Below are 26725 nucleotides of genomic sequence, written 5' to 3'. Positions count from 1 at the left end.
CACGGCGAAGCCGGTCTGACCATTAGTCATCGTCGCTGATTTGCAGCCTATTCCGCCAAGGCGGTCGGTTCTGAATGTCGGATGTTGAGCGCGTCAATGGTCACTCTAGTGAGTGTCGCGTCACTGCCCTCCCCGCCATAGTGCGCTTGTCGTGATCTGCACTGAGACGGAGGTTGGAGAGGAATGCCTACGAAGCAGTGACCGCTCCTGACTCTTAGCCGACTTTCTAACGTGCCGCTTTGGAGCCGACGCTGGACCTAACCCAATTCGTTCGATGTGATCCACTTGCGGCCCTTCAAAAGTCCGCCGACTGGCATGCTCGAGCTGGCAGGACTCAGGGGCCGTGGCTGGCCGCTCCAAGCGACAAACAGTTCTCGACAGTGAGCCCTCCGCGCGCCTAGCCTCGGAGAGGGCAGGCATTAAGGATGCACCAGTGACGTGAGTGGCGTGGATCGACATAGAGGTGCGTCAGCGCGCTTTAGGAACTTGGTACGTAGTGGCCGAGGCTACTATCAACTATCGGCCCGCATCGCCGAGCAGGTTCTCCTCGACCCCTCGCCCGCTAGCTACGACCTTCCCCCTCATCTCTCCCCGGGGTTGTTCCGCATTCACCCCGAGAGCTGGACTGTCGCAAATTTTGATGATGCCGATTTTCGAGCGTTAGCGCGGATCCGTAGGGAGGGGACCCCAGCAATCGACTTGGCGTTTATGACGCTCGCGGTCGACTACCTTCGATGCAACGTTGATCACATCGAGACTCTGCAGACGTCGGAGTACGCCGTCTCCTCGTCTCTGATCCGGTCCGACTTTAGCCGGACACTCGAACTCCACGACCAGCTAGATCCGATTGATCGACAGTCGATCTTCGCCGTGAAGTTGAACGCCGCGCTGAGATCAAATTCTGATGAAAATATCTTGGCGGCACTCTCCAATCGGAAAAACTCAAACTGGTTTCGTAGTCGGCTCTTCTTTCCTCTCGCCTACTACTTCCTGCACGTGCCGCTTGAGACCGCGATAGAGACCCAACTCTCGCACGTCTTCGGTTCGACGGGGGGCAACGCTGCGGAAAAGAAGACAATTGCCTTTCTGCTGCGTGATGAGGCGGTGGCGGAGGAGAGTCTCGCGTTCAAGCTCTTTATAGGTCTACTCTGCCATCCGTATGACATGCGTGAAATGATCCTAAGTCATTTCGAGGCGGAGGTCTCAGCGGGCAGGCCTCTCCGGTCTGAGTTGCTAGAGCTTCTAAGAACGATCGTCGAGCTACTCCCATACGATCGTGCGACTGACATCCTAGCTCTGTGCGAGAGGAAGGCGATCGCCTTTGCTCACGAGACGCCGGCACCGGCTTTCGCGAAGAGCCTCGGTCTCGACACGTCGACCACTGAGTACCTACGGCGCCTGGTCGACAACGAACCGCCTGGCGATTTCACTGAGGCGGGGGTCGTGCTGAAGGCGTTGGCGGGCAATCGTGATCGGCGATATCCAGATGTCCGTGACTTTGAAGTCGGCGTCACCTTCTGCCGGCGTTACCACTTCACATCGGCCGGCCGGTTCTCAGCTGCGTATATGACGTCTCTGTACATGATCCCGAGGCGGACGGTTGAGGTTGAAGTGCGGGAACTGCACCGGCTGACCGCATTCCTTGGAGCGATCACAGCCTTCATTGGCGCATCACCTCGGGCTAGATCAGCGATCCGAGCAGGCACCTTAGCTGCGGTAGGGCTCTCGCACGAGGTTCTGCAGCACAAAGTCGATCTCGGACTGCGCAAGCCCGAAGCATACCAAGATCGAATGTGGATTAAGGCGGCTCACTGGTACCTGCACGAGATTGAGCAGAGAGGCCGCATTAAAGAATGGATGGCGAGGGTTCGCCAATACTTACCCTTCCGACCGGGATATCTTTCAGGAATTGACTGGGACTGGTGGCGCCAAACGAAGCTCGCGCGAAAGATGAATCTGCTGGCCGGCAACACAGATGCCATATTCGTTCTGTTCCACGAGCTTCTCGAAGAGCGGGCTTTAGCAGGCAACACTCTGCGCCTAGCCTGCGAACCGGTGGCGCGGCGCTTGGGCAATTCGGACGCGTTTGTTAAATGGCTTGTCAGTCAGTTCGGGGACAGCGCACGTCTCTACGTGAGGTTTTTTCTAACCGCGGAAATGATTCTCTGGCTGAGGCTTGTCCCGAACTACGCGGCCGCACTAAGTCAGCGCATGAACGCTATCTCCACAGTAGTCCACGAGTTCGGGCTAGACGAGAGTGACCTGAACCAAGACCACTTGGAGTCTGAGCAGAAAGCCTATACCGCCGCGCTTCTCCTACTGAACGTAGATGATGACAAATTCTCAATCTCGTGGTCCGCAATCGCGCGAGACGCCTTCAATCGCCATGAAGATATATTTAAAACCTATCGGTCGTTTCAGAGCGATGAGCAAATCAGGAACGCGAGTGCAGGCAAGTCCTCTACAAACTACGATTTTCATGGCGGACGCAGTGCCTCCTATGACGTCAAGGGAGTGGACTGGCCCCTCGCGCTAGTCGTCCTAAGCTATATAGACACGTTCCTCGCGCACCCCGCGCATGGGCTGGAGTCTATCCTGGCCGTCCGGATGCGCCATACAGAGTTCCGTAGGCAGTTCGCGAGCGCGATTGAAGAACTGGAGCAGGCCGAATGGAAGGAGCTACCTGTCGAGGAGCGGCGCCGCCTCCTTCCCATGTTTTCGGAGGTAATCAAATCTGCTGGCGCATCATGGGCCGATCAATACCTCCGCCACAAACGTGATAATAGACCGCTCGGCCTCTTCGACATGGTTCCGAGCCAGAAGGAGCTGACCAGTCTCCTAAATCAGTTGGGGTCGCCGGATAGTTTTTCAGAGGTATCCGCCGTCGTGAATGGTTTTCTTCGTTCAAAACTGAAAACACAACTCGAAAACGCAAAGGCTCAACTGAGCTCAGACCTAAAAAGCAAGCTCGACCGCGCGGTTGACGAGCGAAGGGACCGCTTGACCACCGGAATGCCCGGCGATCCGTCGGTCGACGCGGCCGCAAAGGCCCTAAAAAATGTCAACCGCCAAGCCATCCGCAGGATTTCCGAATGGTTTCGCTTGCCAGAAACGGACGGGGTCAATCTCCAGGCACCACTGGCAGATCTTGGCCTCGCTGTTAGCGCCCGATTCGAACGCGAGCTTAGCTCAGGCCAAATCCTCCTAAGCGGGCCTAGTACGAGCGAGACTAGGATCACGCCTCGAGACGAGCACGTTCGCCTGATCTTTGAGCTATGGGGGGAGCTCGTCCAGAACGCACTCAAGCATGGCGACGGGCGCCCGATACGCCTTCGTGTTCGCCTGTATGAAAACAGTGGGCAGCTCGGATTTATCGCGACCACTCTGATGCGGGTGGGCGCGGATGACATCAAGGCTTATCCCGGACATCCCTATAAGTCAGCCAGCGAGGAGATGCTAAGCGACGTGAGGTCCGGCATGCACAAAATCGCGGCCCTTGCAGCCTCGACGTACGGGCAAGCCGTAACTGTAAAAGGCGTTCGCCGCCGCCGAGCTTATCACGCCGTCGTGCCATTACGGTCCTCAGGATCTAGGCAGACCTCGAGTGGGGGCTCCTGATGATCGCTCTCCTGATTGCAGAGGATGACGATCGCAAATTCGGCGATGTGGTCGAACTTCTAGATGTGCAGTTTCCGGGTGTCTTTGAACGTACGCGGGTAACAAATGTGATCGAAACGGAGGATGCAGCTTTGTCAGGCCGATTCACGGCCTGCATCCTCGACATCTCAATGAACATCGCGCCCGGAGCGACCTCTAGTTCGGTGAAAGGCGGCCATGCGGATCTGGGGGGGATGGAGGTGATTGAGAAGCTATTCTACTACGACTCGGACCTGAGGGTAATAATACTGACGGGCTTCGACATATTCGATGACAATTCGCGCGGGCCCACTAGCAAAGTGCTCAAGGGCTTTGAAGAAATCTGCAGCGAAGCCGAGAGGTCTCTCGGCAATAAGCTGATTGCCACGATACGATACGGCAACCCAGGCTGGCAGGACCAGCTAATCCATGGCCTCTCTCTGGTGATCAAGACATGAATATCCTTGTTGTCCACGATCGGAGTGAGGTCATCACCGAGATTAGGAAGGTTCTGAGCGGCAGCGACCTGTGCTTGAGTCGCATAGATGCCGCGCCGGATTATGTGACGGCACGGGATCAGCTCCAAGCGTATGTCTACGATGTTATGATCTTAGATTTGACCTTGCCGCACATCCATGGGAAGGGCGCTCCGAGTCATGGCGTAGTCGAGAATTTCTTAGCGGAGCTCTTCTCACCGACGACTATGAATGTGCCTGGCGATCTGATCGGGATCACGCGCGACGTTGGTGCACTCGCAGATATATCCGCCTCGATAGGCCCTCATCTAATGGCGATTATCCGAGAGGACGATGCTGACGGATGGAAGACCCTTCTTCTTGAACGATTAACCTACGTTGAAGCATCACGCCAAGCGCGTCTGCGTAGCATCTACAGTCATTTCGACGCGGATGTCGCGATTCTTGTGGCTTTGGATAAGGAACTCGAACCTTTCCACGAAATTTTCGAACTTGAGCCGATTGCTGCGGGAGCGGAAACTTACGCCTTCACGTTCAATGATAGACTGGATCATGTGCGGAGAGGCGTCGCCTGCGCCATCGGTCGCCCAGGAACGGCCTCCGCCGCGGCGAGCACGCAGTCCATTATTACCCTTCACCGACCACGCGTTGCGCTCATGTCGGGATTCTGCGGCGGGGTCGAAGGCAAAGCAAATCTTGGCGACCTGGTTTTCTTTGAGCAGGTGTTCGATTGGGATGCCGGCAAGTGGAAGACCGATGATGCGAAGGACCCTCACTTCTTCCCTCGCCCCGAACCTATTAGCATCAGGGGGTCCCAGGCACATGCGGTAGCCCGGCGAATGCGAACAGAAGGGCTGGCAAACGCTCCGTCACGCCTGCACCGAGCCAAGGAATTGTCGCCCAAGTTCGAGGGTTCGGGTGAGATTCTTCTCGAGGCAGCAGGCTCCGGGTCATCGGTAGTCTCTGATGTTGATATCCGCTCACAGATCTCAGCTCTCAATGAAACGATCGCAGCGGTCGACATGGAGAGCTATGGGTTTTACCACGCTTGTCAGCACACTCTTGTTAAACGGCCTGAGATGTTGTGCGTGAAGGCTGTCGCCGACTTCTGTGACATGAACAAGCAAAATAAGGTGCACGCGGCCTGCTGTTATCTCGCGGCCCAAGTGACCTCCGATATCATACTGCACAAATGGACTTTCTGACCCGCCTCGGTCGCTCTGTAGCCCCTCTACAAGGTTCGGGCGACCGTTTCATTGAGTGCCTTCAGCTGGAGTGTAGAGATAGAACATAAGCTGGATGACCTAATCGCCGCGCCTCGGCACGAGAGGCGGCAATCGGTAAGTGCGGCTGTCAGTTCCCCCTGAGTCTCTGCTGCTTCGCCTTCGACTCCTGCGGTGGCTTCGGCCAAAGCTGTTCCGCTTGGGCCCTGAAAACCTGCCAGTCGTGTAGGTCCTCATCGCCGAGGAAATTCGGTTTCACCCGGATAGGCTTCGGCTTTCGGCTTCGAATGGCGTCAAGATCGATTCTGAGAGCCTCGAAACCCTGCTGTCGATGCGATATTGAGGAGACGTGGAGCCGTAGGCGTCTGTCTTCCGCGCGAATGCCAGCAGCCTGCCGGAAGAAAACGCATCGAGGAGTTCGTGCTCCACCATCCGATCGGTGATGTAGCCCTTCTGCTTCGACCATGCCGTCTCCTCGGTGAGATAATCCACCAGATCATAGATCGACATGTCCGGTTTCGTCGGACCTTGCTCAAGGGCTCGGGTCCCCTCCGACACGCCCGCCACTGAAATAAAGATGGCGAGCATGACTCCAGCGACGAAGGCGTAGATGTGCGTCGCCACGGGCGTGCCCGCAATGTCCCAGATCCACAACACTACCTTGCCGACGACGCCCGTGTGGACCCACAGACGATCCACCCCGCTCACCTCGAAGAGCGACGCTAGATTTTCCTGCGCCAGCGTCGTGAGAAGGAAGATCAGCACGGCCACCAGCCAGATGCCCGAGCGTCGAGTGCGATTCGCCATCGGAGCAGACTAGCACCGACCGATACAGCCGCTGCTTCGCCCGAAATAATGGTAGTACGATGGGTGCCTGATCGGCGAGAACAGGACGGCAGTTATAAGACTTTCCTGCGCGACCGTTGAACGAGTCCTTACTCCATGGATGGGGAGCTCGCCGATTTGGTCGCTAGTTAGAGGGCACCCTGCGGGGCATGCGTCCGCTTTCCGGTCGTAGGCGAATGTCCGCTTCTGGCGCAAAGCCGCCTCCCCTCCCCTGCCCGCTCAGTGCAATTGTGCTGATCCGCACTGACGTCGTCGACCGATTGCGCTCACGCTACGAGCTACTGAGCTCGCCTTCTGGTGCGAACGAAACTTGCAATTTATGCGTTCAACGCTATATGCTCTCAACATCATGCTGTCGCATCGCGAACGCCTCGCCGTCTTCTATGAACGCCTTCGTGCGGCTCCCGCCTGCGCTTCGCACGATGAGGCGTTCGCGCTGGTCGCGAAGACGTTGACCGAGGTTGAGGATGAATTCTCCGGGGTTCCCAATCAAATCGAGAACCACCTCCATGATGGCCGAATGTACCCGCCGCTGCCCGACAATAAGTTCCTGGTGAAGGATCGACCGGACCTCACGCGGTATCGCTCGAGAGCCCATCAAATCTACATCAGCGACGATGGTGCGGTGCTGATCGTCAGGGCAGATGAATTGGTCGATCTAAGCAAAGCGAGCTCGAAAGGTGAGGAGATAATCCTATGAAAGCCGATCCGTTTTTTGAACTTCTTGAGGCGCTACGCAGAGAAGGTCTCAACGTACAAGCCGACATTGATGCCCCTTCCGAGCCCAATGGCGAATGGTGGGCGGATATCAGCGTTGAGGGTTGGCGTACGACCGTGAGCTGGCGCGCGTCGTGGAAGTTTGGCGTGTACACGTCTGATGAGGGGTTCGGGTTCAAGCCCGACGAAGTCTATGCAGATCCGCAAAAGGCCGCTCTTCGGCTATTGCAGCTTCGGCGCCGTACTGAGCGCGATAGGAACGGGGCAGCGGCGCTGACTTTGAAAGATGTTCGGCAGCTCACAGCTGTTTCTCAAGAGGTCGTCGCAGAGCGTCTCAACAAGGGGCAGGCTGAGGTGTCGAGACTTGAAGCGCGCGAAGATGCGAAATTGAGCACGATCGACGACTTTGTTCGCGCGCTTGGTGGGACGCTTGAGATCAGCGTGCGTTTTGATGATTTCTCGGGACCGCTCGCGTTGCGATCACCGCGTGCTTCAGGCGGAAGAGCTCGCAATGCTGCTTAACTTGCTCGTGCTGCGCGCACGCGAACCAAACTCGCTTGTCGCCTTTTACGAGGGGCTTGGGCTCCAATTCGACGAAGAGCGGCATGGGAGCGGACCGGCGCATCATGCCGCTCGACAGGGATCGGGCGTGTTCGAAATCTATCCCTGCTCCGCTGAGGACCGGTCGACGGTCGCGACCCGCATCGGTTTCGCGGTCGAAGACGTCGACTTGGCGTGCAAACGCGCGCTCGAGAGCTATGGTACTGTCATTCAGGAGCCTCGCGACTCGCCTTGGGGGCGGCGAGCGATTGTGAAGGACCCAGAAGGCCACACGGTTGAGCTCACGCGCGCCTAGAACGAGCACCCTCCCCACTTGGACCGTTCGGCGCCAGTGCGAATGTCTTCATCTGCACTCAGACCCTCAACCAGAAACCTGTGTGCGAGTGCCACAGGTGGGCGAGCGGGAGGCGATGGCTAGAGGAGATCGACGACCGGCAGGTTCATTAAATGAACGATTTCCGCATCAATGGCGATGCTGACACCCTTCCGACTGCGCCACCCTGCCGGAGCCTCAATCCCTCGACGAGATAGAAAATCGACGACTTCTCTACGGACTACGACGGGATAACTTCGAGGATCCGCCGTCGGAAGATACTGAGCCGCCGCAGCGCTCGCATCGTGGAGTCTTGCCTCCAACGCAAACCGATCATCTTGCATATACGGCAACCGAACCAGAAAGCAGTCCACTGCAGCGACTGTGGCCATCAGGTGCGCGTTCAATCCTTGGCGCAGGTCCCTTCGATCCTGATCTTCTTCCGAAACCGCAGTCGTCGAAATGACGCCAAAGCTTCGGGCCAAATCGTAAACTGCCTCGAAGAACCTGTGATGAGATTCACGGTCGTACGATCGCGTTCCCCTTACTCGAGCAGATTCCCTTACCGCTATGAAGAGCTTTATACTCGCTCGCTCCATGTATGCTCTGGCTAGCCTCAACGGATGACCTTCCGCCAAATGATAGGCAATACAGCCCTCAATATCTCGCTCCGCAGCCTGCCTTCGTTTGCGCATCAGATCTGTCTGCTGAGGCGGCGGTGCTTTGAGGAATTCATGAGAGCCGCCTGAACCTAGCTGTAACCGCAGCGTCACCGCGTTGAGGTACCTGAGTTCCTGATAGTCAGGGTGACCGCGCGCGGCGGCGGGGCCGTCGGCAAAGGTTGTGCGGAACGCGTCCTTTGCCAATTCGGCGTACTGGACGGCAAGCGAAAATCGCCGCAACCGAATTGCCGAAATGGAACCAATAGCAAAGATCAAATGGGCGAGTATCTCGGGTCGTTCGAGCTCGGCTGGATCTAGGTTCGCGAGGGATTTTTCCACTTCGGCAAGGTTCTGTAGTTCTCTTCCTCCTCCTGAAAGGGGAATCCTTAGGCTGATATTGACTGGCGTTCTGAGAATGTTATCGGCTGCTGAAGCCTCAGCAATGCGGTCACGGATGGACTGGGTAACGAGTGAGTGCCAGATAGTTATGCTTCGCCGAAGTAACAGTTCCGCTTCGTTGGCAAACTGGGCGACAGTGGCAGTCTCGTCCGGAGAATTTGCCAATTCCGGCGTGCGCCTGAGCACACTCTCCCGTCGTTCCTCAAGATAATGCAGAGCTGCGAGCGATGCCCGTCGCTCCAGTGATTGGAATATATCTCGTACGGCGCGGAACTCGTCCTCGACTTCCGTCGCCAGCATATCTTCATCGATTGAACCAAAAAGCGGATCGTCGAAAATGTTATTGCGATCAATGTTTTCGAGTAGCTTCTGCCTAAACCACCAGAGCCCCCCTACTTGTGGGTCATCTAGCCGATGCTCGGCGTCAACCCTCATATTAAAGGGATGCAGCGCAAGATTTGCAGCGACTTGAATACGGGTGAATGGTACCCGATCGTTCTCCGAAGCGCTGTCCCCCTTGAGAAGTTGCGATAGGTTCAGGAGAGGTGCAAAACTCTTAATCGTTCGCACCACAACAGGCTCCCAGGGAGTGGTAGTGTAGACCTCTCCATACCATTGCCAGTATGCCGAAAGAACGGACCAATCTCCCGTAACAAAAACAATCCGCTCATCCTTATCTAGTAGGTGGCGGGCGATATGCTGAATTGCCGCAATCGCCTCCGCGTCCTCCCTGAAACCTGTAGGCCGCTCGGGATCAAATGCTCTTGAGGCCGCTTCTAGCCTGGATATCCAACTGTCGGTGGCCTCAGCTATTTCTGCCCTATCGCCCTCTGTAAGCGGGAAGATCTGTGAGAGCTCGGTTATGCGAGGCCAGATGCCCTCCGCGAAACGATGAAGTTGATCCGGAAGAAAGTCTTCTTGTCGTTTCGCGAAGGCCACGCTGATCGCCCTCGCTCGGTCGAAGTTGGTGCGTTGATCACCATCGAATGCCAAGCGATCTTCATCCAAGCGAAGGTCTGCCTTTGGGCCGCCAGAAGAGAGCCGCTCGAGCTCCCTTAGCGCTACTCGTCTGCTGTGGGCGGCGCCCGGAGCTCTGTATCGCTCGATACATCGTCCCACTATCGCTCTATAGGACAGCCCGACTTGCTGCCTGTGTTGGGCCGTCATTAGAATCGGGTGACCACCCTGGCCCGGCAGATTTCCTGAGAAGAGGTACTCCGCCGTCTGGACTGCATGCATCTCATTCACAAGAATCCAGTATGCTTCTGGGTCCATCCCTTCATCACGCCACTCGGCAAGATGGAACAACGCTGAGTATTTCCGTCTGACTCTGTCCGGAGCTACAAAAAACTGGAAGGCGGTCTGATCAAACACGTAGTATATCCGCCCGTCGCTCCCAGCTGGCTTCGGACGGCAAAAGGCCCCATCATCAGCGTTCAGAGACATCTCGTTAGAGATTTCTAGAAGCGATGCCAGTCGGCGACGGAAGTGGGACGGGGTGTTCATCTCCGACTCTCTTCTTGAGGAGTCAGCATGCCGTTTAGAGTATCCGTTGGAGCGAGGACCAGGGGCAGCTCATGACCAGCCACAAGCACTTGATAGGCAGTTTCATTTACCGACCAGGCCGCCGGCTCGGCGGTTGTGAGTGCCTGGAGGGTCAGCATTAAGGGCCGTCTCTGCTTGTGCTCCATAGGTGCATCGACGATGACCTTCTCCAGCTCGGCTGCAGAATATGTCTCCAGCAGCCGCCCTACCAGGCGTTGGAGTGGCGCTGAGTTGTCACGTTCCAGGCGCAAGAAGCGGGAATTGAGCACCAAACCGGGGATGCTGGCGATGTCGAAACGACCGCGTAGGGCGACGGCCTCGGCTTCGATTATTGGGCTGAGAACGCCGACACGTTCGAGTGCCGCCAGAAGAGTGGCGAGCTGTGCCAAATCTAACCTGTCTCGAGCCTCCGATAGGATGGTCAGCGCTGCCTCATCGTTTTCTTGGGAAGCGCCTGGTAGAAGATTTGCAGCCAAGACGCTGAGCGACGGGGCGAGATTGGGAGAGGCGAGGAGCGCAGAAAGTCGGACCCAAAATCTTAGGGCCTCAATGCTATCCGCTCGTGACCGCCATTGAGCCAGTCTCTGTTCGGTGGCTTGAGCAATAGGGGAGATCCGGCCGCCGACAAGCAGTGAAACTTCGTGGGCAACTGTCCCAGCTAGATCCGTCTCATCGTCAGCCACCGCCAGCGGCCAGAACGGCCGCGGAACACAGGCGGAGCCAAGTACCCACGCATTGAATTCATCGGCGAGCCAGGCGGCCCAGTTGTCTGCGACCATTGTTCCGAAGGAGGGCGAAACGCGTGGGCCTGTCATATCGACGCCACTGCTAGCCGGATAAGCTCGATCGCTGCTTGTTGAGCACCAATCTCAGATAGATATGCCTCGTCGGGCTCGACAACTCGGCATCCGTCCCTCGTCAGAGTTCCGATGACAATGCAGTCAGCGAACTGATCCAGCGGGATACGCGGACGTACCGCCTCTGGCACTCCAAAGGATAGGCCGGCACTGCGCGACCGTTCGATCGCATCGAGCTGGTAAGTCCTACCGTAGCGGTCAGGATTTCCTGGAGCCGGCCAATGACGGAAATGCTTGTGCGTTTGCGCTTCAAGCCGGGTAGGACCGACCGGCCTTGTTGCCGTCCGTCGCGCAGTGGGGAGTTCAAAGCTCAGACGGGAAAGCGGGGATCGCGACACGAATGCGACAACGGTCTGGCCGGGTTTCCATGCGGATTGAGCAATCAGGTCCCTAACTCTCTTTGCAGCATCAGGGCTCGGGCGATGTCTTGCGTCTTCCACTAGGTCCTCGATAACCCCGGTAAATGGCGCAAGCCACGTTGCACGGCCGGAGAGCCCAACCATGGCACCGGCAACCGTGCGCCGATCTCTCACGCGGCGTACAAGGCCGATGGGAGTTTCTGATGCCGATCCCGTCCAGGCGGCCATAGCTACAGGATCGGCGCACTGGAAAGTGACACCCGGAGGCCCGTTGTCGTCAGCGACCTCACTACGCCGATAGAAGTCTGCATCAGCGCACTCTCTGACAGAGTCGAATAGGGAGGCATAAAGGACTCTCCATGATGCTTCATCCCCACGGTGAACAGCGTCCCGGAACTTTCGGTAGGCTGCTCTCAGCTGCCGCCGACAAACCGGCGGCGATATATGGTTTGCCGCGAGGCCAGCGATCGCACCCCCGATATAGGCCCTGACTCTCCGCTCGCTGACTATGTCGCGGTCTGAGAGGCTAAGTTCGTGGAGGACCGCCTTCTTCACGAGCCAGCCTTGGACTGCCGTCAGCGACTGCTGACCGATTACCAAAACATTGGTTGGCGAAAAGGCGGGTTTTGGCAAGGCCTGCGGTGCAGCGCGCTGTACCAAATAGTGCGCCTTTCATGATGTGCACTGAAGCACCGAAAGCGGTTTCCCCAAACGGCCGCTACGGATGGATATCGGACCTTCGTCCCAAGCAGCGCCTCGAAGTCGAGCGGCAGAGCCATGGTTGAGGATTCGAATCCCGCGATCGTTCACCAGCGCCAGCAGACGTTCGAAAACCGGTGTCTTGTGATTCTCCCAACCCTGAGTTCATATGGTGCGGAGATGGGGGGCTTGTGATGAAGAAGTATCTGGCTGTAGTCGCGCTGATTGCCGCGCTAGCTCCAATCCATTATTCCCAGGCGGCCGTTCAGACAGAGCCGACGCAAGTTGAACAGGCGCTCGGAATCGATTTCCGCCAAGTCCTCTGCAGCGTGGGGGGCTGGGCGGCGAATACCTTCTTGGGGCCGCGCGTCGGCTCCGTAGTTGCTGGCGGCGCTGAGGTCGTCGGCCTCTGTCCGGCGGGCACCGCGGCCGGGGCTTCCAATTCGCCAGCCCCGTTTCCAGCCATCGGCGGAACGACTGAGGTCAAACCCGGTCTGCAGTTCAAGGTCCTCAAGGTCGCGGGCACTGGTGAGGCTACGACGGTCACGGCCGCTACGCCTGACACCGTGTACGCTCAAAACGAGGGCATCGTTCTGTTGATGGCCTACAACTCGCCAGGTTACCTCCAGGTGTGGTCGGTCGATGACAACACCGAGACGCTGTTGGAGGGGGTTTTGCTGAGCGGCAGCACGGCGAGTGCGCTCACACTTCCCGACAAGGCCCGCGGGGGGTTCTATCGGTTCACCACCAGCGGGGGCACCGACGTCCTCCGGCTTCGCTTCCTTCCCTGCCGACATGGCTCAAACCAAGCTTTGGAGTTTACTGCGAACAGTTTCGTGGCGGCGCAGGTGGCGACTCAAACGCCTCCAGCCGTGGAGCAGATGACCGATACCCTCCCATCTTGCCCCTTTGTCGGGACGTTTAACGCAGCCGCGGAGAATGACGGCTTCTTCCGGCGACCGCAGGTCCAAGCGCCGGTCTACAATGCTTCGCTCGGGACCCACGCCGCCGTCCTGACCCGAGGAGGTCTCGACAACGCCACCTCGTTGCTGGTCGACGTCCGCCTGAAGAGGAACTGAAAATCGTGCGCATGCTCAGCGCAGCCGCAACCCTTCTCGTTCTTTGGTTTTCGCCCGCTGTCGCTCAACCCATCGACCAAGGTCTGGTGGTTGCTGGTCAAGATGCCGTCCCCCAGGTCGCGCTTCCTGGGGATTCTCTCATTCAAGGCGTCCGGATGAAGTCGGAGCCGATAAATCCTTATGAGGGGACGCCCTTTTGGGAGGCTGGCCGCCCCGTCGGTTATCTTGAGGTCGTTGCGCGCGGTAGCATCACCGACGGGCCCCGCACGATTCCCTGCACCGCTTGGCTTGTTGGGCCCGACGTCATCATAACGGCGTGGCATTGCTTGCCAGGCCTCCCTCAAGCGGCTCGAGAAGCCGGTTGGACGTATGCGTCCGCATCCGTAACGTTTGGCTTTGACGAAATCGGCAGCCCTGGGGTCCGTTACACTGTCGGGAGGATTCTAGAAGCCAACCAGGAGCTGGATTACGCTCTGGCGCGCCTTCTTCGGCCCAATCCCAGTGACCCTCCTCCGGGAGACACCTTCGGCGTGATCCGTGTCTCACGTCAGTACCGACCCGGTGGAGGAGCGCCAGTCTTCATGGTGCATCACCCTTACGGCTATTCGAAACTCCTTCTAAAGGATCCGACCTGTCGCGTGTTCGACCATCCCGCAGGTGGCGCCGAGTTCCTCTACCATCGCTGCGATACGAGGGGCGGAAGCTCCGGGGCCCCGATCCTGATGTACTCGGAAGCAGAAAGTGAGGTTCCCGGCGCGCGCTCGTTCATAGCGGTAGGGCTTCACTCGCACGGGACAGTTGGCGGCCTAGTCAACGACAACGACTCGAACATCGCGGTCTCGGTTGCCTCGATCATCGAGGTCAGTCCGTACCTCCAAGCCGTCGAGTGCGACGATGATTATCAGCGCCCGTACTGCCGCAATATTTCCAACCTCGCCCCAGTCCCGCTGTTGGTCTTCTTCGACTTCGATCGAACCGATCTGACGGTTGAGGGACGTGCTGCAGTAATCTCGTTGGCCGAGCGGATTGCCGCCGATCCCACCATCAACAGAGTTTCGGTGGTCGGTCACAGCGACCCTCACGACCATGCCGCTTCCTATGCGGTCGGGATCGCCAATCGTCGGGCGCGAACGGTGGCCGACGCCCTCGTTGCCTTGGGCGTGAATGGCTCCATGATCACCGTCGAAGGACGCGGTGAAGTGCAGCCGTTGATCAACACTGGGACTACGAACCGTTTGAACCGGCGAGTGGAAATCTCTTACGAGCGTTTGCCGGAAATCCAGCAATGACTGCGGTGGGCCGCCATGCCAGCCAGCAGCGTCTCTCACTCCGCTCTCAAGTGGATGGCGCCGTCCTGCGGCGGATAGGGACCCGTCGCGGCCGGCTGTCGAGGCCCGCCACATTGGACCCGCCTTAACACCGAGCGGACGTTACGGGCCCCTTCCAGTCCGCAGATTGCAGTCTGCATAGCGGCCAACCATTGCTGAAAGTTCTGACGCCGCGACCTACTGGTCATACAGGGGAAAATCAGCGCGGCGGGCGCAATGCTGCCACGCTCCGCCAAGGCGAAGCGGTTCGCCAGCGGGCGTCAGGTGCCTATCAGCCCTTCGATGCGCAGTACAATCCCTCGATCCCCCGAAAGAATAAGCGCGACATACCAACGCTTTGTCTTTCCGCAAAGCTCGGGACGGCCGAGGATCAGCGTGGTGTTGGCGCCGCGCCGCTCCGGGGACGCGCGCTCTTCGCCGGGCCGCCTAGCCTCTCCCTGGAGAGGGCGGCCCAAGGACCCTAGCAGCTATAACGTTGCTGCGATCTTAGCGATCTGGGCGCAGGACATGCACGACGTGGCCGCTCGATGCGGAGTCAGGGCGAGCCGGGTTTGCTGTGCGGAATGGAGACTGAGCGTTCGACCTCTTCGCGAAAGGCGGTCTCTGCTTCGTCGGCCGAGCGGAACACCAGCCTCTGGCGCGTCCGCTGCGTCGCAAGCTCCCAACTGGACGTAACGGGCGCGCGAGATGTCGCCACGTCTATTCGGGTGAGCGTCACCCCCTGCTCTGCGCGAACGACTGTTCTGACTGGCTGCACTCTTGTCTCCCGAACCCCGCCGCCTCTAGCGTCCATTGCGAGCCAAGGTCCCCCCTGACGCGCCGGCCCGTTCAATCGACCTGATCAGTGGGGCGCCGGAGTTGTGAGGAGGTCCCGCGCCATCCTCTCGTATCGCCGTGCCGTTACACTCAGCCAGATCGCCCTCAATGGGTTGCGAGTTCGCATGGAAAGCTCTCGCAGCCGGCCCGCGTGGGCGCGGAGTGCTAAGGCTTCGTCTGCCTGGTTGGCGGTCCCTATGTCATTCATCTGCGCGAAAGCTCTCCGTGTTCTGCGGACAGTCGCCGCCGGGTGTGAAGTAAGCGATTCCCTCCTCGGCGTTCCACCGGCAAAGGCCCCGCCGGGGGATGACGGCGGGGCCTCTCGGTGGACAGGGTATCGAGCATCTGTCGCGGACGCTCAAGCTCGTTAATCCGCTGACATCGCTGATGGTTCCTGTGACGGAAGCCGGACTTGCGCGCGGCTCCCGGAAAGTCACGGGCAAGGATCGCCATAACGATGTCCCTGCGACGGAGCATCGGCAGCGGCGGCCGAAGCGGGCGCGCGACTCGCGACCGAGGTCCCGTTCTTCAGGGCTCATCGCGTTCCGCGCATTTTGCGCTCGACGTCGTCGGCCTGGTTGGCGACGTCCGCGCGCAGGCGGTCTTGGCTTACGCCGAACTTCCCGGACCCAATTGTGCACCCCGTAGTCCTCGATGAGGCTGATGCAGGTGCGGGATTGGCGCCGGGCTCCCCCTTGTCGTCGCTCATGATCGGCTCTCCTTGCAGACCACGACGGTCTGCGGTGTGGGCCGGTTCTGACCCGCTCCCGTTCTACATTGGGATAATGATCAATCGCTCGTAGCCGGCGCCGCCGCGGACAGGCAGGGCGACGAAGTCCTCGCCCGCAGTTTCCACTGCATTGCGAACGAGAAGATGAAACTCGCCGCCGGAGCCGCTGAGGATCAACGAACCATCGTCACGAGCCACGATGTAAGGCTCAGCTGACGCTCGATGCTGTCCAGAAGCCATCCCATCTGGCGAGCCAACACCCGTGTTTACCTTGGGTCAAGTTTTTGGCGGCATCGCGATAAGCGTTCGGGCTTGCTCCTCGCACTCATTGGCGAACTGCTCGAGCGCCTTGAGCGCCAGCGGATCGCTGGTCGCCGTCATGAGACGGCGCGCCCTTTCGGCCTACGCCAGCAACTTCTCGATCTCGGACATGGCGTTGAGTCTTCACCGATCGGGCACAACCTGAAGGGGGCGACAAAGTTCCGCACAAGCGTATCCGTGTTCGCTTGGCCGCGAATGACCTGTGTGAGGGCGAACAACAGGGAACCGCTGCAGTTCCCGTGCACTGATGACGAACGGCGGGGCAAGGGCGAGCAAGGCTGCATGAACCCAAAAGACACATCGCAAACCAGCATCGTGGGTAACCTCACTCTGGCCGATTGGCGTCAGGTCGTGGACAGCGCCAGCGACACCGCGATCGTGACCCTCGACCCACGCGGGTGCGTGACGAGCTGGAGCGCTGGGGCCGCACGCATCCTGGGGTGGGATGAGGCGGAGATGGTGGGGGGGCCGCTGGACAGGATATTTCTGCTTGAGGACCGCGAGAAGCGAGTGGCTGCTGAAATGCGCGAGGCGCTCGCCCACGGACGCGGCGGCGGCGAAGAGGGTTGGCGCCTGCGGAAGGACGGCAACCGGATTTGGGCCACGGGCGAATTGACGCCTCTTCGGGACGCCGAAGGCACAGTGGTCGGCTTCGTGAAGGTACTGCGCGATCGCACTGAGCAAAGGCGCGCCGAGGAAGAAGCTGCGGAGGAGCGCAAGGCACTCGAGATTCTTAACCGCGCCGGCACAGCCTTGGCGATCGAGACTGACCTCCATCAGGTCGTACAGATCGTCACCGACGCGGGGGTCGAACTCACGCGCGCACAGTTTGGGGCCTTCTTCTACAATCTGCTGAACGAGGCCGGCGAGAGCTATACGCTCTACACGCTGTCCGGCGCGCCACGGGAAGCTTTCTCGAAGTTTCCGATGCCGCGGAACACGGCGGTGTTTGCACCCACCTTTAAGGGCGAGGGTATCGTCCGCTCTGACGACATCACTCGGGATCCACGCTACGGCCAAAACAGCCCCCACAATGGAATGCCGGACGGCCACCTGCCGGTGCGAAGCTACCTTTCGGTCCCCGTGATCTCGCGCACGGGCGAGGTGATGGGCGGCCTGTTCTTCGGGCACGAGAAGGCGGGGGTCTTCGGGGAACGCTCTGAGCGCGGGCTCTCGGGTCTTGCCGCCGAGGCGGCCGTGGCCGTCGATAACGCGAGGCTCGCTCAGTCGGCTCAGCAAGAGTTGGAGGAGCGCCGGAAGGCCGAGGAGGCCCTACGTCAACTGAACGCCACGCTCGAACAGCAGGTGGCCGAGCGGACCGCTCAGCTTCAAGCCAATGAAGCCGCGTTGCGACAGTCTCAGAAAATGGAGGCGGTCGGTCAGCTGACCGGCGGCATAGCCCATGACTTCAACAATCTACTGCAGATTATCATCGGCAATCTCGACACCCTTCAGCGCAATCTCGCGGACGGCTCACCGCGTCTCCAGCGCGCGGCTGCCCACGCCATGTCAGGGGCCAGTCGGGCGGCTTCCCTGACGCAAAGGCTCCTCGCCTTCTCTCGGCGACAGCCCCTCGACCCCAAGCCCACGAGCGTCAATGCCCTGGTTAGCAGCCTGTCCGACCTGATCCCGCGCACGCTCGGGGAGACCATTCTCGTGGAAACTGTGCTGGGAGCTGGCCTCTGGCGGGTCGATGTTGACGCGGGCGAGCTGGAAGCAGCGATACTGAATCTCGCCGTCAATGCGCGCGACGCAATGCCGGATGGCGGTCGACTGACCATTGAGACCGCCAACACTCACATCGACGCGGCTTACACGGCCGCTCACGCCGAGGTCGTGCCGGGCCAGTACGTGGTGATTTGCATCTCCGACACCGGCGTCGGCATGGACGAGGCAACGGTCGCGCAGGCATTCGAGCCCTTCTTCACTACCAAGGCCGTCGGCAAGGGCACCGGACTTGGGCTCAGCCAGGTCTATGGCTTCGTCAAACAGTCGGGCGGGCACGTGAAAATCTATTCCGAGGTCAGCCATGGCACGACCGTCAAGATCTACCTCCCGCGCCTCACCGGAGAGGGCGCCAGCGCCGAGGGCGAGGAGGCCCCGCTGGTTCCCGAAAGCGGTGAGGATGAGACTATCCTGGTGCTGGAGGATGATGACGACGTGCGGACCTATTCTGTCGAGGCTTTGCGCGAGTTCGGTTACCGAGTTGTGGAGGCTCACGATGGCCCGTCCGCACTGCGGTTGCTGGAGCGGCAGTCGCGGGTCGACCTGTTGTTCAGCGACGTGGTGCTGCCAGGCGGGATGACCGGCGCGCAGGTCGCGGCGAAAGCGCGTGAGCTGAGACCCGACCTTAGGGTGCTCTTCACGACGGGCTATGCAAGGAACGCCATTATCCACCATGGCCGTCTCGACAAAGGGGTGGAGCTGATCACCAAACCCTTCACGGCCTCCGACTTGGCGGCGAGGGTCAGGGACGTGCTGGACCGGCCCAATGGACCGGCCTGACCTACCAAAGGCGCTGTCAGATTAACGACCGCCGGGACCCGCCCCTGAGGCGCCACAACGCGCTTCCTCTGTCCGTCTCCACCACGGGTTTCGTCTGCTAAGGGTCGGCAGCCGACCGTCGCCGAACAGCGGTTAGCGGACTTCGCAGTCAGGCGGCGTGATCTTCGCGCCAGAGGACTTGATTGCCCCAATACCGGATCAGCGGTTGCGCATCGCTGAAACGAAGCTCGAACCAAAATTGGTCGCCCCAGAGCGCTCCGGTCCCGTCCGTCATGCCACCCAGCACAACCGCCCCGCTGCCTTCCTGGGTCGCGTCCACCACGTGCCACCGCATTGTCAGGCCGCCAATCGATACGTCGATCACGCCGTCCCACTCGTCCGTCGGATCGAACTGGACCGTTTAGGGCCCCTCAGGTCCCGTAAAGGCAAGGCTGAACGCTGCTGGAACAGTGGTTCTCATCCCTCGAGATTGCGTCTGGCTGTTGATGTCCGCAATGGGTGGAAAGCGGACGTCGCCGCTTGCGTCTCCACCATCGGGATGTCTCGAATCCGTTCACGAGTTGCGCGCGTCTCGAAGATCGCAATGCGCGCGCCTGTGGGCTTGCCTCGCACGATGGCGACGGTCGCGCCCCGCTCTGAAAGGAAGCGTCGAAGCCGCTTGCCGTTTCTTCGCCCCCAAACACCGACGTAGCGAATGAAGAGGCCACGGCGATAGACCACATGCCCACTGAAGGCGGCGGAGATTTCCCTTGGCGACATGAACGCTTTCAAAGCTTCACGCTCAACGATGCAAACGTGCGTATCGCCTTTTGGACTGAAAGCCCGATCCCGAAAGGAATAAGCCGTAAGTGGTCCCATACTTGGCAGTTTGATCGTCAAGGCAAACGTCCGCAACGGGTCGGGAGCGGTTGGTCGCCTGAGCGTCCAGGCGTCTAGCGGAAGCCTCGAATGTCGAAGCCCAAGAGGTCGCCTGCGTCCAAACGAGCAATGCAGTCAGGTGAGAGGGCGACCAGTTGCGTAGCAGGTCGGTCCTCAAAAACGATCCTGATCCGCGACTTCGAGTCAGCGGCCAAAACGCGAACGGGATGGGGGAAACATTCCTGCGCGACAGACGCCTCCGATAGGACAAGGCACCCCGGCTTCGCATCCGGAAACGGCTCCACAAGTCGCTCACCGGCCCACCTTGGACTGGGCAGCATCAATTCGATGCGCGAAAGGACGCGGCGCTCCGCACATGGCAGCAGCACAGTGCTGTCGACATTGATCTCGTACGGGTTCGTTGGCCAGCCAGAGTCGATGATCAGGTGCGGGCGCGTTCGCGAATGGGCCAAGAGCCCGGATGGGGTGACAGGCCCAGAAGCTGCGCGGATTAAGATCATCGCTGAAGATACAGCGGAGCCCAATGTCCGCAACGGGTCTATAGCTGACATGCCGCGGCCGACCCGCTTAGGGTCAACTTCCGGGCATCCGGTCAATGTCCGCTCGTGGCGCCGAGTTACTCTTCCTTACCCGGTCTGTTCCTGCCTCGCTCGCGAAATGCGCTAAGCGCGATCCAGACAAGGTGGGTTGATGTTCGCTGAGCCAGAGCACCGCGCAAATGCATCCTTTTGGACATAGGAACGACGGCCTCCACATCGCCGTTGTCACTGCATGGCTAGATTTCAACTCAAGTATTTGGGCCGCGCCGAGGCCATCGAAACGGTCCAGGCCGAATGCGCCGAGGACGCGGAGGACATGGCGCGCCTTCGCCTGTTGTTCAGCGAACCCGGCTTCGCCATCGCCGTCATGTCCGACGGTCAAGAGCTCCGCCGTGTGACTCAGCGGCCTAAGCCATCAGCGCTACACTTCTAGCAAGCAGTCCGCCTCGACGCGCCTGCATGGTCCGACGTTGAAACCATCACCCCACCAACCCTTGGGCGACACCCTAGGCAGCGAGACAACATGACCACGCCAGAGCCTGTGCCTGAACCGCCGCCTATCCCCTGCCCCGAAGACAAACCTTACCCCGGACTGATCTCGCTTGAAGTAGACGCCACGGATGTCGCCCGCTGCATCTTCCAGGTTCGTCAAACGATCCCCGTCGCGCCAGGTCAAGCTATCACCCTCCTTTATCCCAAGTGGCTGCCCGGCTTCCATTCTCCGGCCGCCGCTATCGAACTGCTGGGCGGCCTGGAGATCTGGGCTGGTCAGAAGCGGTTGGCCTGGCGACGAGATCTGGTGGAGGTGCACGCTTTTCATGTCAGCGTACCCGAAGGCGCATGCACCCTTGAAGCCAGGTTTCAGTTCCTTTCTCCGACGAGCGATGTTCAGGGCACGATCGCCGTTACGCCTGTCATGTCGGCCGTTCGGTGGGGAGCCATGGTGCTCTATCCATCGGGCTATTTCTCTCGCCGCATCCAGGTGCAGGCCTCGCTGACGCTGCCGGAGGGCTGGCCATCCGCTTGCGCACTCGACGTCGAGTCAACCGAGGGAAACCGAACCACTTATGAACCCGTGCCGCTGGACATCCTCGTCGACGCTCCCGTGCTGGCAGGCCGCTGGTTCCGGCAGGTAGATCTCGATGATAACGGTCAAGTGCGGCTCAATCTGGCGGCTGACCGCCCTGACATGCTGGCGGCCAGCGACGAACAGCTGGCGCCGCATCGCGCGCTGATCCGTGAAGCTGACGCTCTGTTCGGCGCGAGACATTACGACCGGTACGAGTTTTTGGCGGCTGTCAGCGACGAACTCGGCGGCGGGGGCGTCGAACATCAGCGTTCCTGCGAGATCGTGACGCCCGCCAGCTACTTCACGGCCTGGGACGCGAATGCTCCCAAGCGGGACGTCTTCGCTCATGAGTACGTCCACTCGTGGAACGGCAAGTTCCGGCGCGGCGCGGATTCATGGACGCCGAGCTTCGAGCGGCCAATCCGCAATAGCCTGATGTGGGTCTATGAGGGCCAGACCCAGTATTGGGGCGAGGTACTAGCGGCGCGCTCTGGCCTGTGGTCGCGCCAGCAGGCGCTCGACACTCTGGCGCGCACCGCCGCCATCTATGACAATCGCCCTGGCGGACGCTGGCGGACGCTCAGCGACACGACGCGGGATCCGATCCTCGCCAACCGCCAGCCCCTGCCCTGGCGCAGCTGGCAGCGCAGCGAAGACTACTACGCTGAGGGCCAGCTGTTGTGGCTCGACGTCGACACGCTGATCCGGGAGCTGACCGGCGATTGCCGGTCGCTGGACGATTTCGCGCGGCGGTTTTTCGGCGTCGAGGACGGTCGTACTACGACCAACACCTATGAGTTCGACGACGTCGTGGCGGTGCTCAACGATGTCGTTCCGTACGACTGGGCCGGCCTGCTGAAGGACCGCCTGGAGAGCCGGCACGTCGGGGCCCCGATCGAGGGGTTGGAACGCGGCGGGTATCGGCTCGTCTATCGAAAGACACCCAGCGAATTCGCACTGGCCATGGACGCCGTCAATGGTCTCGCCGACCTCACCTTCTCCATAGGCCTATCAGCGTCGACTGACGGCACCTTGCAGGAGGTGTTCTGGGAAGGGCCCGCCTTCGAGGCGGGCCTCGTTGCGGGGTCAAAACTGCTGGGCGTCAATGGACGTGAGTTCGACGTGGAAGGTCTACGCCAAGCGGTGACGGACGCCGAAAAGACTGGCCGCATCGATCTGCTGGTGCAGCGGGGCAAGCGGGTCAACACAGGCGTAATCTATTATCCAGACGGCCACCGTTACCCGCACCTCGAGCCACTTGAGGGCGCCCGGCTGCGGCTGGATGAAATCCATGCGCCGCTCGCGCGGTGATGCCGTCCTCACAAACGCCGGATTGTGCTTCGGCCTGGATCAGCACTCCGACAGCCTCCTTGCCAGCCTGTCGGCCAGCACAAGAGCGGAGGTCCTGAAGTTCTGCGAAGGGTGGGTAGTGGACGCCCGCGCCCCGCGTCTGACCGGCTGGTCCAGGTGACTTCCGTGAAAGTATTTTCTGTCGTTTGCATCGTGCGAGGCGCATACCAATGCACCCTCACCTCCCCAAACTCGAACTCATGCTCCAGCCGGCGCTTACTGCCGCGGAGCGAGGCGTGGCGGAACTGCACGCCACACTCGAAGCGCTTCCGGCCCCCATTTACACGACTGACGCATCGGGAGTGGTGACCTTCTTCAACGCGGCCTGTATCGCCTTCTCCGGCAGACAGCCGGAGGTCGGCAAGGACAAGTGGTGTGTCACTTGGAAGCTCTACACCGAAAGCGGTGAGTTCTTGCCGCACGATGAATGTCCCATGGCTGTGGCGCTCGCCGCCGCACGGCCGGTGCGAGGAGTCACTGCGGTAGCTGAACGACCGGACGGCGTCCGTGTCACCTTCGTCCCGTTGCCCACACCGATTCTAGACGGCAGCGGGCAGCTGATCGGAGCCGCCAACCTGCTGCTGGACATCACAGAGGTTCGCCAGATCGCCGACCTTCGGTCTCAGGCGCAACGAGCTAGACGTCTACTGGCGGGCCTTAGCGATCCCGTCTCGATCAACGCGCTCACCTCCATGTCGGAGGACTACGAGGCGAAGGCCCGGGACCTTGAGGCGACGATGTCGCTGGCCCTTCCCTGATCTACGGCGAACCGATTTCCCACGTCCGCAGAACGGCCCCAGCCGTCCCGAATGATCTGGTCGGTTCTTAGGACGAGCGAACTGTGTCACAGGAGACCAGGCCGCCCCAATGGGTCGGGACGGGCCAGTCGCCTGAGGGTGAGAAGGTTACCTTAGCGCGCAGACCCCGTGACACAGTCGGGCCGCGTTCCATCACGGGAGCACGGAACGTCACAATGGGAGGAGTTCTTGCAGGCCTGATGGGCGGCCCCCGCTCCCAAGCCCGCCCAGTCCACAGAGTGGCCCGCGCAAGCAGACATCACGCCTGATAGGCCAATGACCGCGAAGACAACAAGGCAGGATTTTGCAAGCTTTGAGCCGGCGGCCATCTTCCATCTCCCCAAGACTTCTCGATTAGCAATGCTGGCCATACAATCCAGGGCTTGCAAGCGGCCGATTTACGAAGTCGCCTTGCACCCAAACCCGGACGTTGACGTGCTTGCCCGAAAGCAGTTGATGCCGACTTCCGCAGGGTCCGGGAGCCGACCGTGCCTAACGGTGGGCAGCCAACGTTGTCCACTCTGTTGACGGCCTGCCGTAAGGCACCTGTGCGATGGTCATTCCAGTTTAGCCAGATGCGCCCGCCACGCCTCGCGACCCAAGGGCGTAACCGTGACCCGCGTTCGGGGTTTTCGGTTGAAGAATCCGCGACCAAGTTCGACGTAGGCTGCATCTTCCAGCCGCTGCAAATGACCTGAGAGGGTGTTGTTGGCGATCTCCAGAGCGGACGCCAGCTCAGTAAAGTCGGCTACGCCTCGATCTGACAGGTAAGCCAGCATTCCTGCTCGGACACGGCTTGCGATCAGTGGATCGACCCCGACGGTCGCAGTCAATGACGCCGCTCTCGCATCAGCAGAACCGCCGGAAGGAAAGCCAGGAGGAGCAGGCAAGCGGCGGTCATCGGCAGGATGGAAGGCGAGTTGCCGACGAGCGCCATCACGATCGCCGAGCCGAAACTGCCGAAAGCAATCAGCAGCAGACTACGACGGTCATTGAGGATGCCGGTCACCCACCAAGCGGTGCCCCACAGCACCAGGAGGACGGACGGCAACATGTATGAGACGGAGATGCTGTCAGACGGTAGCTGGTCTTGGGTGAAGATGCGAAAGCCGACCACGGTCGTGACCAAGCCGATGAAGGCCCCGCTCCAGGTCGCCATCGCCGCCCGGCTCAACCGCACCCGGTTCGGCCCAGTAGTCCGCCAAGCAGTCCATACAAGTGCGGCCAAGAATGCCAGATGAGCCGCTACAAAAGACCAGCGCAGGACATTGGTCAGGAAGCCGGGCTCGTCACCGGGCCGCAGTCCGTTCGCACTGAGCGCAACCTGCAAGGACACCCCTGCAAAGGCGAGACCATAGGCGCCTCCGAACACAGCCATGAGCATGAGGAAGGGTGCTGGCTCGCCCAAGCCTGCGCTGGCGAGTCGTTTCAAAAAAGCGATGTCAGTTTCGTTTGAGCGACTCGATTCGGCTGCGTCGGACACTCGGGCTCTCCATTCCTGACGTGACGACTTTCGTTCGTAAAGTAGTCATGTCAAGAGGGCTCTTCGATTCAGTCGCGTCGGGCTTCCGCAAAGAGTCGGGAGCGAACCGTCACCTTAGGGTGGAAACCGGATGGACTTGCTGCGAAAGGGACCAACGATCAGGAGCCCTCATGGCCAGCAGTGATATTCAGACCGAAATGTCCGAGGTCTACCGGAGCGTCTGGCGCTGGCATTTCTACGCCGGCGTCCTGGTCGCGCCTTTCCTGATGCTGATGGCCCTGACGGGCGCGCTCTATCTGTTCAAGGGCGAGATCGACGGGGTGGCCTACGCGAGCCTCTCGCGTGTCGAGGCGCGGGCGACCTCGGTCTCGCCCGACCGATGGGTCGCCGCCGCGGAGGCGCACACCGGCGGCGAAGTGACCGAAATCCGGCTTCCGAACCGCCCGGACGAGGCCGCGCGACTCGGCGTGACCCAGAGCGACGGCGAGCGGCGTACGGTCTTCGTCGATCCCCAGGACGGGCGCGTCACCGGGGTCACCGGCTACGGCGGGGTCATGGAGACGGTGAAGCGCCTGCACAGCCTCGCGCTTGTCGGCCCGTGGGCCAACTATCTGATCGAGATCGTAGCGGGCTGGGCGATCATACTGGTTGCGACGGGTCTGTTCCTGTGGTGGCCACGCGGGCGGGGACTCGCGGTGCTAGCGCCCAAGGCGTCGTCACCAAGGCGGCGGCCGTTTTGGCGGGATCTCCATGCCGTCGCCGGCTTCTACGCCGCGGCCGTTGTGGCGTTCCTGGTGGTGACGGGGATGCCGTGGTCCGCCTTTTGGGGCGATCAGTTCCTCGGCTATGTGAAGGCGCAAGGGCTGGGGAGACCCGCCCCTCCGGCGGCTGAGCAGGCTTTCGCCCATGCGGAGCACGGGGACGCGCCCGCCGGCGTCGGCTGGACCATGGAGGGGATGGTCATGCCGGGCCACGAGACGGGCTCCCGGAATCTGGCGGCGGTCGTCGCGGCGGCTGACCGGGCCGGTCTGCAGAAGCCCTACATCGTGTCGATCCCGGCGACGGAAGGAACGGCTGTGACCGCGGCCAGCGAAGTCGAACAGGTCGAAGATACGCGCATTCTTTACATCGACGGCGTGACCGGGCGCGTTCGGGCGGACATCGGCTACGCGGCGTTCGGCCGCGGCGCCAAGGCGTTCGAATGGGGCATCGCCGTGCATCAGGGCACGCAATACGGCTGGCTGAACCGCTATCTGATGCTCGGCGGATGCATCGCGATCTGGGTGCTGTCGATCAGCGGCATCGTCATGTGGTGGAAGCGTCGACCGCCGAAGCTCTATGCCCGACGCATCGGAGCCCCAATCGCGCCGCCGGGCGTTCGGGCGCGAGCCGCCGTGCTCGGCATCGTTCTGCCGCTTGCGATCCTCTATCCGATGACAGGCCTCAGTCTAGTTGTCGCCCTGCTGGTTGATCGTTTGGCTCAGGCGCTGGTGCAAACTGGCCGGGTACGAGGACGGCATGTCTCCTGAGGGTCGG

At 60.5% G+C, this 26725-nt stretch carries 20 protein-coding genes; 12 read left to right on the top strand and 8 right to left on the bottom strand.

The window, feature by feature from the left end; all coding sequences use genetic code 11:
- Positions 1-708 precede the first annotated feature (708 nt).
- Genes VEA98_RS11655 through VEA98_RS11645 form a run of 3 tightly spaced genes read left to right on the top strand, consistent with a single transcriptional unit; the run spans position 709 to position 5317 of the window.
- Complete coding sequence (locus VEA98_RS11655; RefSeq protein WP_324814480.1) at positions 709-3618, top strand: hypothetical protein; 2910 nt, start codon at positions 709-711, stop codon at positions 3616-3618.
- Positions 3618-4094 carry a hypothetical protein gene (locus VEA98_RS11650; RefSeq protein WP_324814477.1) on the top strand — a complete coding sequence of 159 codons (477 nt, stop codon included), beginning with the start codon at positions 3618-3620 and terminating at the stop codon, positions 4092-4094. Before VEA98_RS11655 ends, VEA98_RS11650 begins: the two co-directional genes overlap by 1 nt.
- Positions 4091-5317, top strand: a complete 1227-nt coding sequence (locus tag VEA98_RS11645; protein WP_324814474.1) for a hypothetical protein — start codon at positions 4091-4093, stop codon at positions 5315-5317. Before VEA98_RS11650 ends, VEA98_RS11645 begins: the two co-directional genes overlap by 4 nt.
- Positions 5318-5590: 273 nt before the next feature.
- On the opposite strand, the gene VEA98_RS11640 is transcribed toward VEA98_RS11645, so the two are convergent.
- Positions 5591-6142 (bottom strand): hypothetical protein, encoded by a 552-nt coding sequence (locus VEA98_RS11640; RefSeq protein ID WP_324814472.1) that lies wholly within the window; start codon positions 6140-6142, stop codon positions 5591-5593.
- Between the two features lie 388 nt (positions 6143-6530).
- Here VEA98_RS11640 and VEA98_RS11635 point away from each other — a divergent pair, with 388 nt between their 5' ends.
- The 3 genes from VEA98_RS11635 to VEA98_RS11625 are packed head-to-tail and all read left to right on the top strand — an operon-like array spanning position 6531 to position 7754.
- Complete coding sequence (locus VEA98_RS11635; protein WP_324814469.1) at positions 6531-6881, top strand: hypothetical protein; 351 nt, start codon at positions 6531-6533, stop codon at positions 6879-6881.
- Positions 6878-7420, top strand: coding sequence for a hypothetical protein (locus VEA98_RS11630; RefSeq protein ID WP_324814466.1), 543 nt, complete (start codon positions 6878-6880; stop codon positions 7418-7420). The genes VEA98_RS11635 and VEA98_RS11630 overlap by 4 nt, the downstream gene beginning before the upstream one ends.
- Positions 7410-7754 (top strand): VOC family protein, encoded by a 345-nt coding sequence (locus VEA98_RS11625; protein WP_324814463.1) that lies wholly within the window; start codon positions 7410-7412, stop codon positions 7752-7754. The genes VEA98_RS11630 and VEA98_RS11625 overlap by 11 nt, the downstream gene beginning before the upstream one ends.
- Positions 7755-7873: 119 nt before the next feature.
- On the opposite strand, the gene VEA98_RS11620 is transcribed toward VEA98_RS11625, so the two are convergent.
- Positions 7874-9841 (bottom strand): hypothetical protein, encoded by a 1968-nt coding sequence (locus tag VEA98_RS11620; RefSeq protein ID WP_324814460.1) that lies wholly within the window; start codon positions 9839-9841, stop codon positions 7874-7876.
- Positions 9842-10335: 494 nt separating this feature from the next.
- Entirely contained in the window at positions 10336-11157 is an 822-nt protein-coding gene (locus tag VEA98_RS11615; RefSeq protein WP_324814455.1) for a hypothetical protein, read from the bottom strand.
- Positions 11158-12487: 1330 nt separating this feature from the next.
- On the opposite strand from VEA98_RS11615, the gene VEA98_RS11610 reads away from it, so the two are divergent.
- On the top strand, positions 12488-13372 hold the full coding sequence (locus VEA98_RS11610; protein ID WP_324814452.1) for a hypothetical protein: 885 nt from the start codon (positions 12488-12490) through the stop codon (positions 13370-13372).
- A gap of 11 nt (positions 13373-13383) precedes the next feature.
- On the top strand, positions 13384-14661 hold the full coding sequence (locus VEA98_RS11605) for a trypsin-like peptidase domain-containing protein (protein WP_324814952.1): 1278 nt from the start codon (positions 13384-13386) through the stop codon (positions 14659-14661).
- Between the two features lie 1627 nt (positions 14662-16288).
- On the opposite strand, the gene VEA98_RS11600 is transcribed toward VEA98_RS11605, so the two are convergent.
- Positions 16289-16444 carry a hypothetical protein gene (locus tag VEA98_RS11600; protein WP_324814449.1) on the bottom strand — a complete coding sequence of 52 codons (156 nt, stop codon included), beginning with the start codon at positions 16442-16444 and terminating at the stop codon, positions 16289-16291.
- 114 nt (positions 16445-16558) lie between these two features.
- Between VEA98_RS11600 and VEA98_RS11595 the strand changes: the two genes are divergently transcribed.
- Positions 16559-19072 carry an ATP-binding protein gene (locus VEA98_RS11595; protein ID WP_324814446.1) on the top strand — a complete coding sequence of 838 codons (2514 nt, stop codon included), beginning with the start codon at positions 16559-16561 and terminating at the stop codon, positions 19070-19072.
- 148 nt (positions 19073-19220) lie between these two features.
- On the opposite strand, the gene VEA98_RS11590 is transcribed toward VEA98_RS11595, so the two are convergent.
- Both VEA98_RS11590 and VEA98_RS11585 read right to left on the bottom strand, forming a co-directional pair.
- Positions 19221-19436 carry a hypothetical protein gene (locus VEA98_RS11590; protein ID WP_324814443.1) on the bottom strand — a complete coding sequence of 72 codons (216 nt, stop codon included), beginning with the start codon at positions 19434-19436 and terminating at the stop codon, positions 19221-19223.
- A 92-nt stretch (positions 19437-19528) separates the two neighbouring features.
- Positions 19529-19951 carry a hypothetical protein gene (locus VEA98_RS11585; RefSeq protein ID WP_324814441.1) on the bottom strand — a complete coding sequence of 141 codons (423 nt, stop codon included), beginning with the start codon at positions 19949-19951 and terminating at the stop codon, positions 19529-19531.
- 1062 nt (positions 19952-21013) lie between these two features.
- On the opposite strand from VEA98_RS11585, the gene VEA98_RS11580 reads away from it, so the two are divergent.
- Together VEA98_RS11580 and VEA98_RS11575 are read left to right on the top strand one after the other, a co-directional pair.
- Positions 21014-22870 carry a peptidase M61 gene (locus VEA98_RS11580; protein ID WP_324814439.1) on the top strand — a complete coding sequence of 619 codons (1857 nt, stop codon included), beginning with the start codon at positions 21014-21016 and terminating at the stop codon, positions 22868-22870.
- 275 nt (positions 22871-23145) lie between these two features.
- Positions 23146-23667, top strand: coding sequence for a PAS domain-containing protein (locus VEA98_RS11575; protein WP_324814436.1), 522 nt, complete (start codon positions 23146-23148; stop codon positions 23665-23667).
- 596 nt (positions 23668-24263) lie between these two features.
- Here VEA98_RS11575 and VEA98_RS11570 read toward each other — a convergent pair.
- Together VEA98_RS11570 and VEA98_RS11565 are read right to left on the bottom strand one after the other, a co-directional pair.
- Entirely contained in the window at positions 24264-24485 is a 222-nt protein-coding gene (locus VEA98_RS11570; RefSeq protein ID WP_324814434.1) for a transcriptional regulator, read from the bottom strand.
- A 50-nt stretch (positions 24486-24535) separates the two neighbouring features.
- Positions 24536-25189 (bottom strand): hypothetical protein, encoded by a 654-nt coding sequence (locus VEA98_RS11565; RefSeq protein WP_324814431.1) that lies wholly within the window; start codon positions 25187-25189, stop codon positions 24536-24538.
- Between the two features lie 170 nt (positions 25190-25359).
- On the opposite strand from VEA98_RS11565, the gene VEA98_RS11560 reads away from it, so the two are divergent.
- Positions 25360-26718, top strand: coding sequence for a PepSY domain-containing protein (locus VEA98_RS11560; protein ID WP_324814949.1), 1359 nt, complete (start codon positions 25360-25362; stop codon positions 26716-26718).
- Positions 26719-26725 lie beyond the last annotated feature (7 nt).

Source organism: Brevundimonas sp., assembly GCF_035627055.1.
Lineage (GTDB): Bacteria > Pseudomonadota > Alphaproteobacteria > Caulobacterales > Caulobacteraceae > Brevundimonas.
The sequence above is the reverse complement of the archived record's forward strand: the minus strand, read 5'-3'. Positions and strand labels throughout refer to the sequence as shown.

What these genes read in the sequence shown, in the direction of transcription:
- VEA98_RS11655 (WP_324814480.1), top strand. Translation starts at nt 709, where the DNA reads ATGACGCTCGCGGTCGACTACCTTCGATGCAACGTTGATCACATCGAG.
- VEA98_RS11645 (WP_324814474.1), top strand. Translation starts at nt 4,091, where the DNA reads ATGAATATCCTTGTTGTCCACGATCGGAGTGAGGTCATCACCGAGATT.
- VEA98_RS11570 (WP_324814434.1), bottom strand. Translation starts at nt 24,485, where the DNA reads ATGCTGGCTTACCTGTCAGATCGAGGCGTAGCCGACTTTACTGAGCTG.
- VEA98_RS11580 (WP_324814439.1), top strand. Translation starts at nt 21,014, where the DNA reads ATGACCACGCCAGAGCCTGTGCCTGAACCGCCGCCTATCCCCTGCCCC.
- VEA98_RS11625 (WP_324814463.1), top strand. Translation starts at nt 7,410, where the DNA reads ATGCTGCTTAACTTGCTCGTGCTGCGCGCACGCGAACCAAACTCGCTT.
- VEA98_RS11615 (WP_324814455.1), bottom strand. Translation starts at nt 11,157, where the DNA reads ATGGTCGCAGACAACTGGGCCGCCTGGCTCGCCGATGAATTCAATGCG.
- VEA98_RS11640 (WP_324814472.1), bottom strand. Translation starts at nt 6,142, where the DNA reads ATGGCGAATCGCACTCGACGCTCGGGCATCTGGCTGGTGGCCGTGCTG.
- VEA98_RS11635 (WP_324814469.1), top strand. Translation starts at nt 6,531, where the DNA reads ATGCTGTCGCATCGCGAACGCCTCGCCGTCTTCTATGAACGCCTTCGT.
- VEA98_RS11610 (WP_324814452.1), top strand. Translation starts at nt 12,488, where the DNA reads ATGAAGAAGTATCTGGCTGTAGTCGCGCTGATTGCCGCGCTAGCTCCA.
- VEA98_RS11605 (WP_324814952.1), top strand. Translation starts at nt 13,384, where the DNA reads ATGCTCAGCGCAGCCGCAACCCTTCTCGTTCTTTGGTTTTCGCCCGCT.
- VEA98_RS11650 (WP_324814477.1), top strand. Translation starts at nt 3,618, where the DNA reads ATGATCGCTCTCCTGATTGCAGAGGATGACGATCGCAAATTCGGCGAT.
- VEA98_RS11560 (WP_324814949.1), top strand. Translation starts at nt 25,360, where the DNA reads ATGGCCAGCAGTGATATTCAGACCGAAATGTCCGAGGTCTACCGGAGC.
- VEA98_RS11630 (WP_324814466.1), top strand. Translation starts at nt 6,878, where the DNA reads ATGAAAGCCGATCCGTTTTTTGAACTTCTTGAGGCGCTACGCAGAGAA.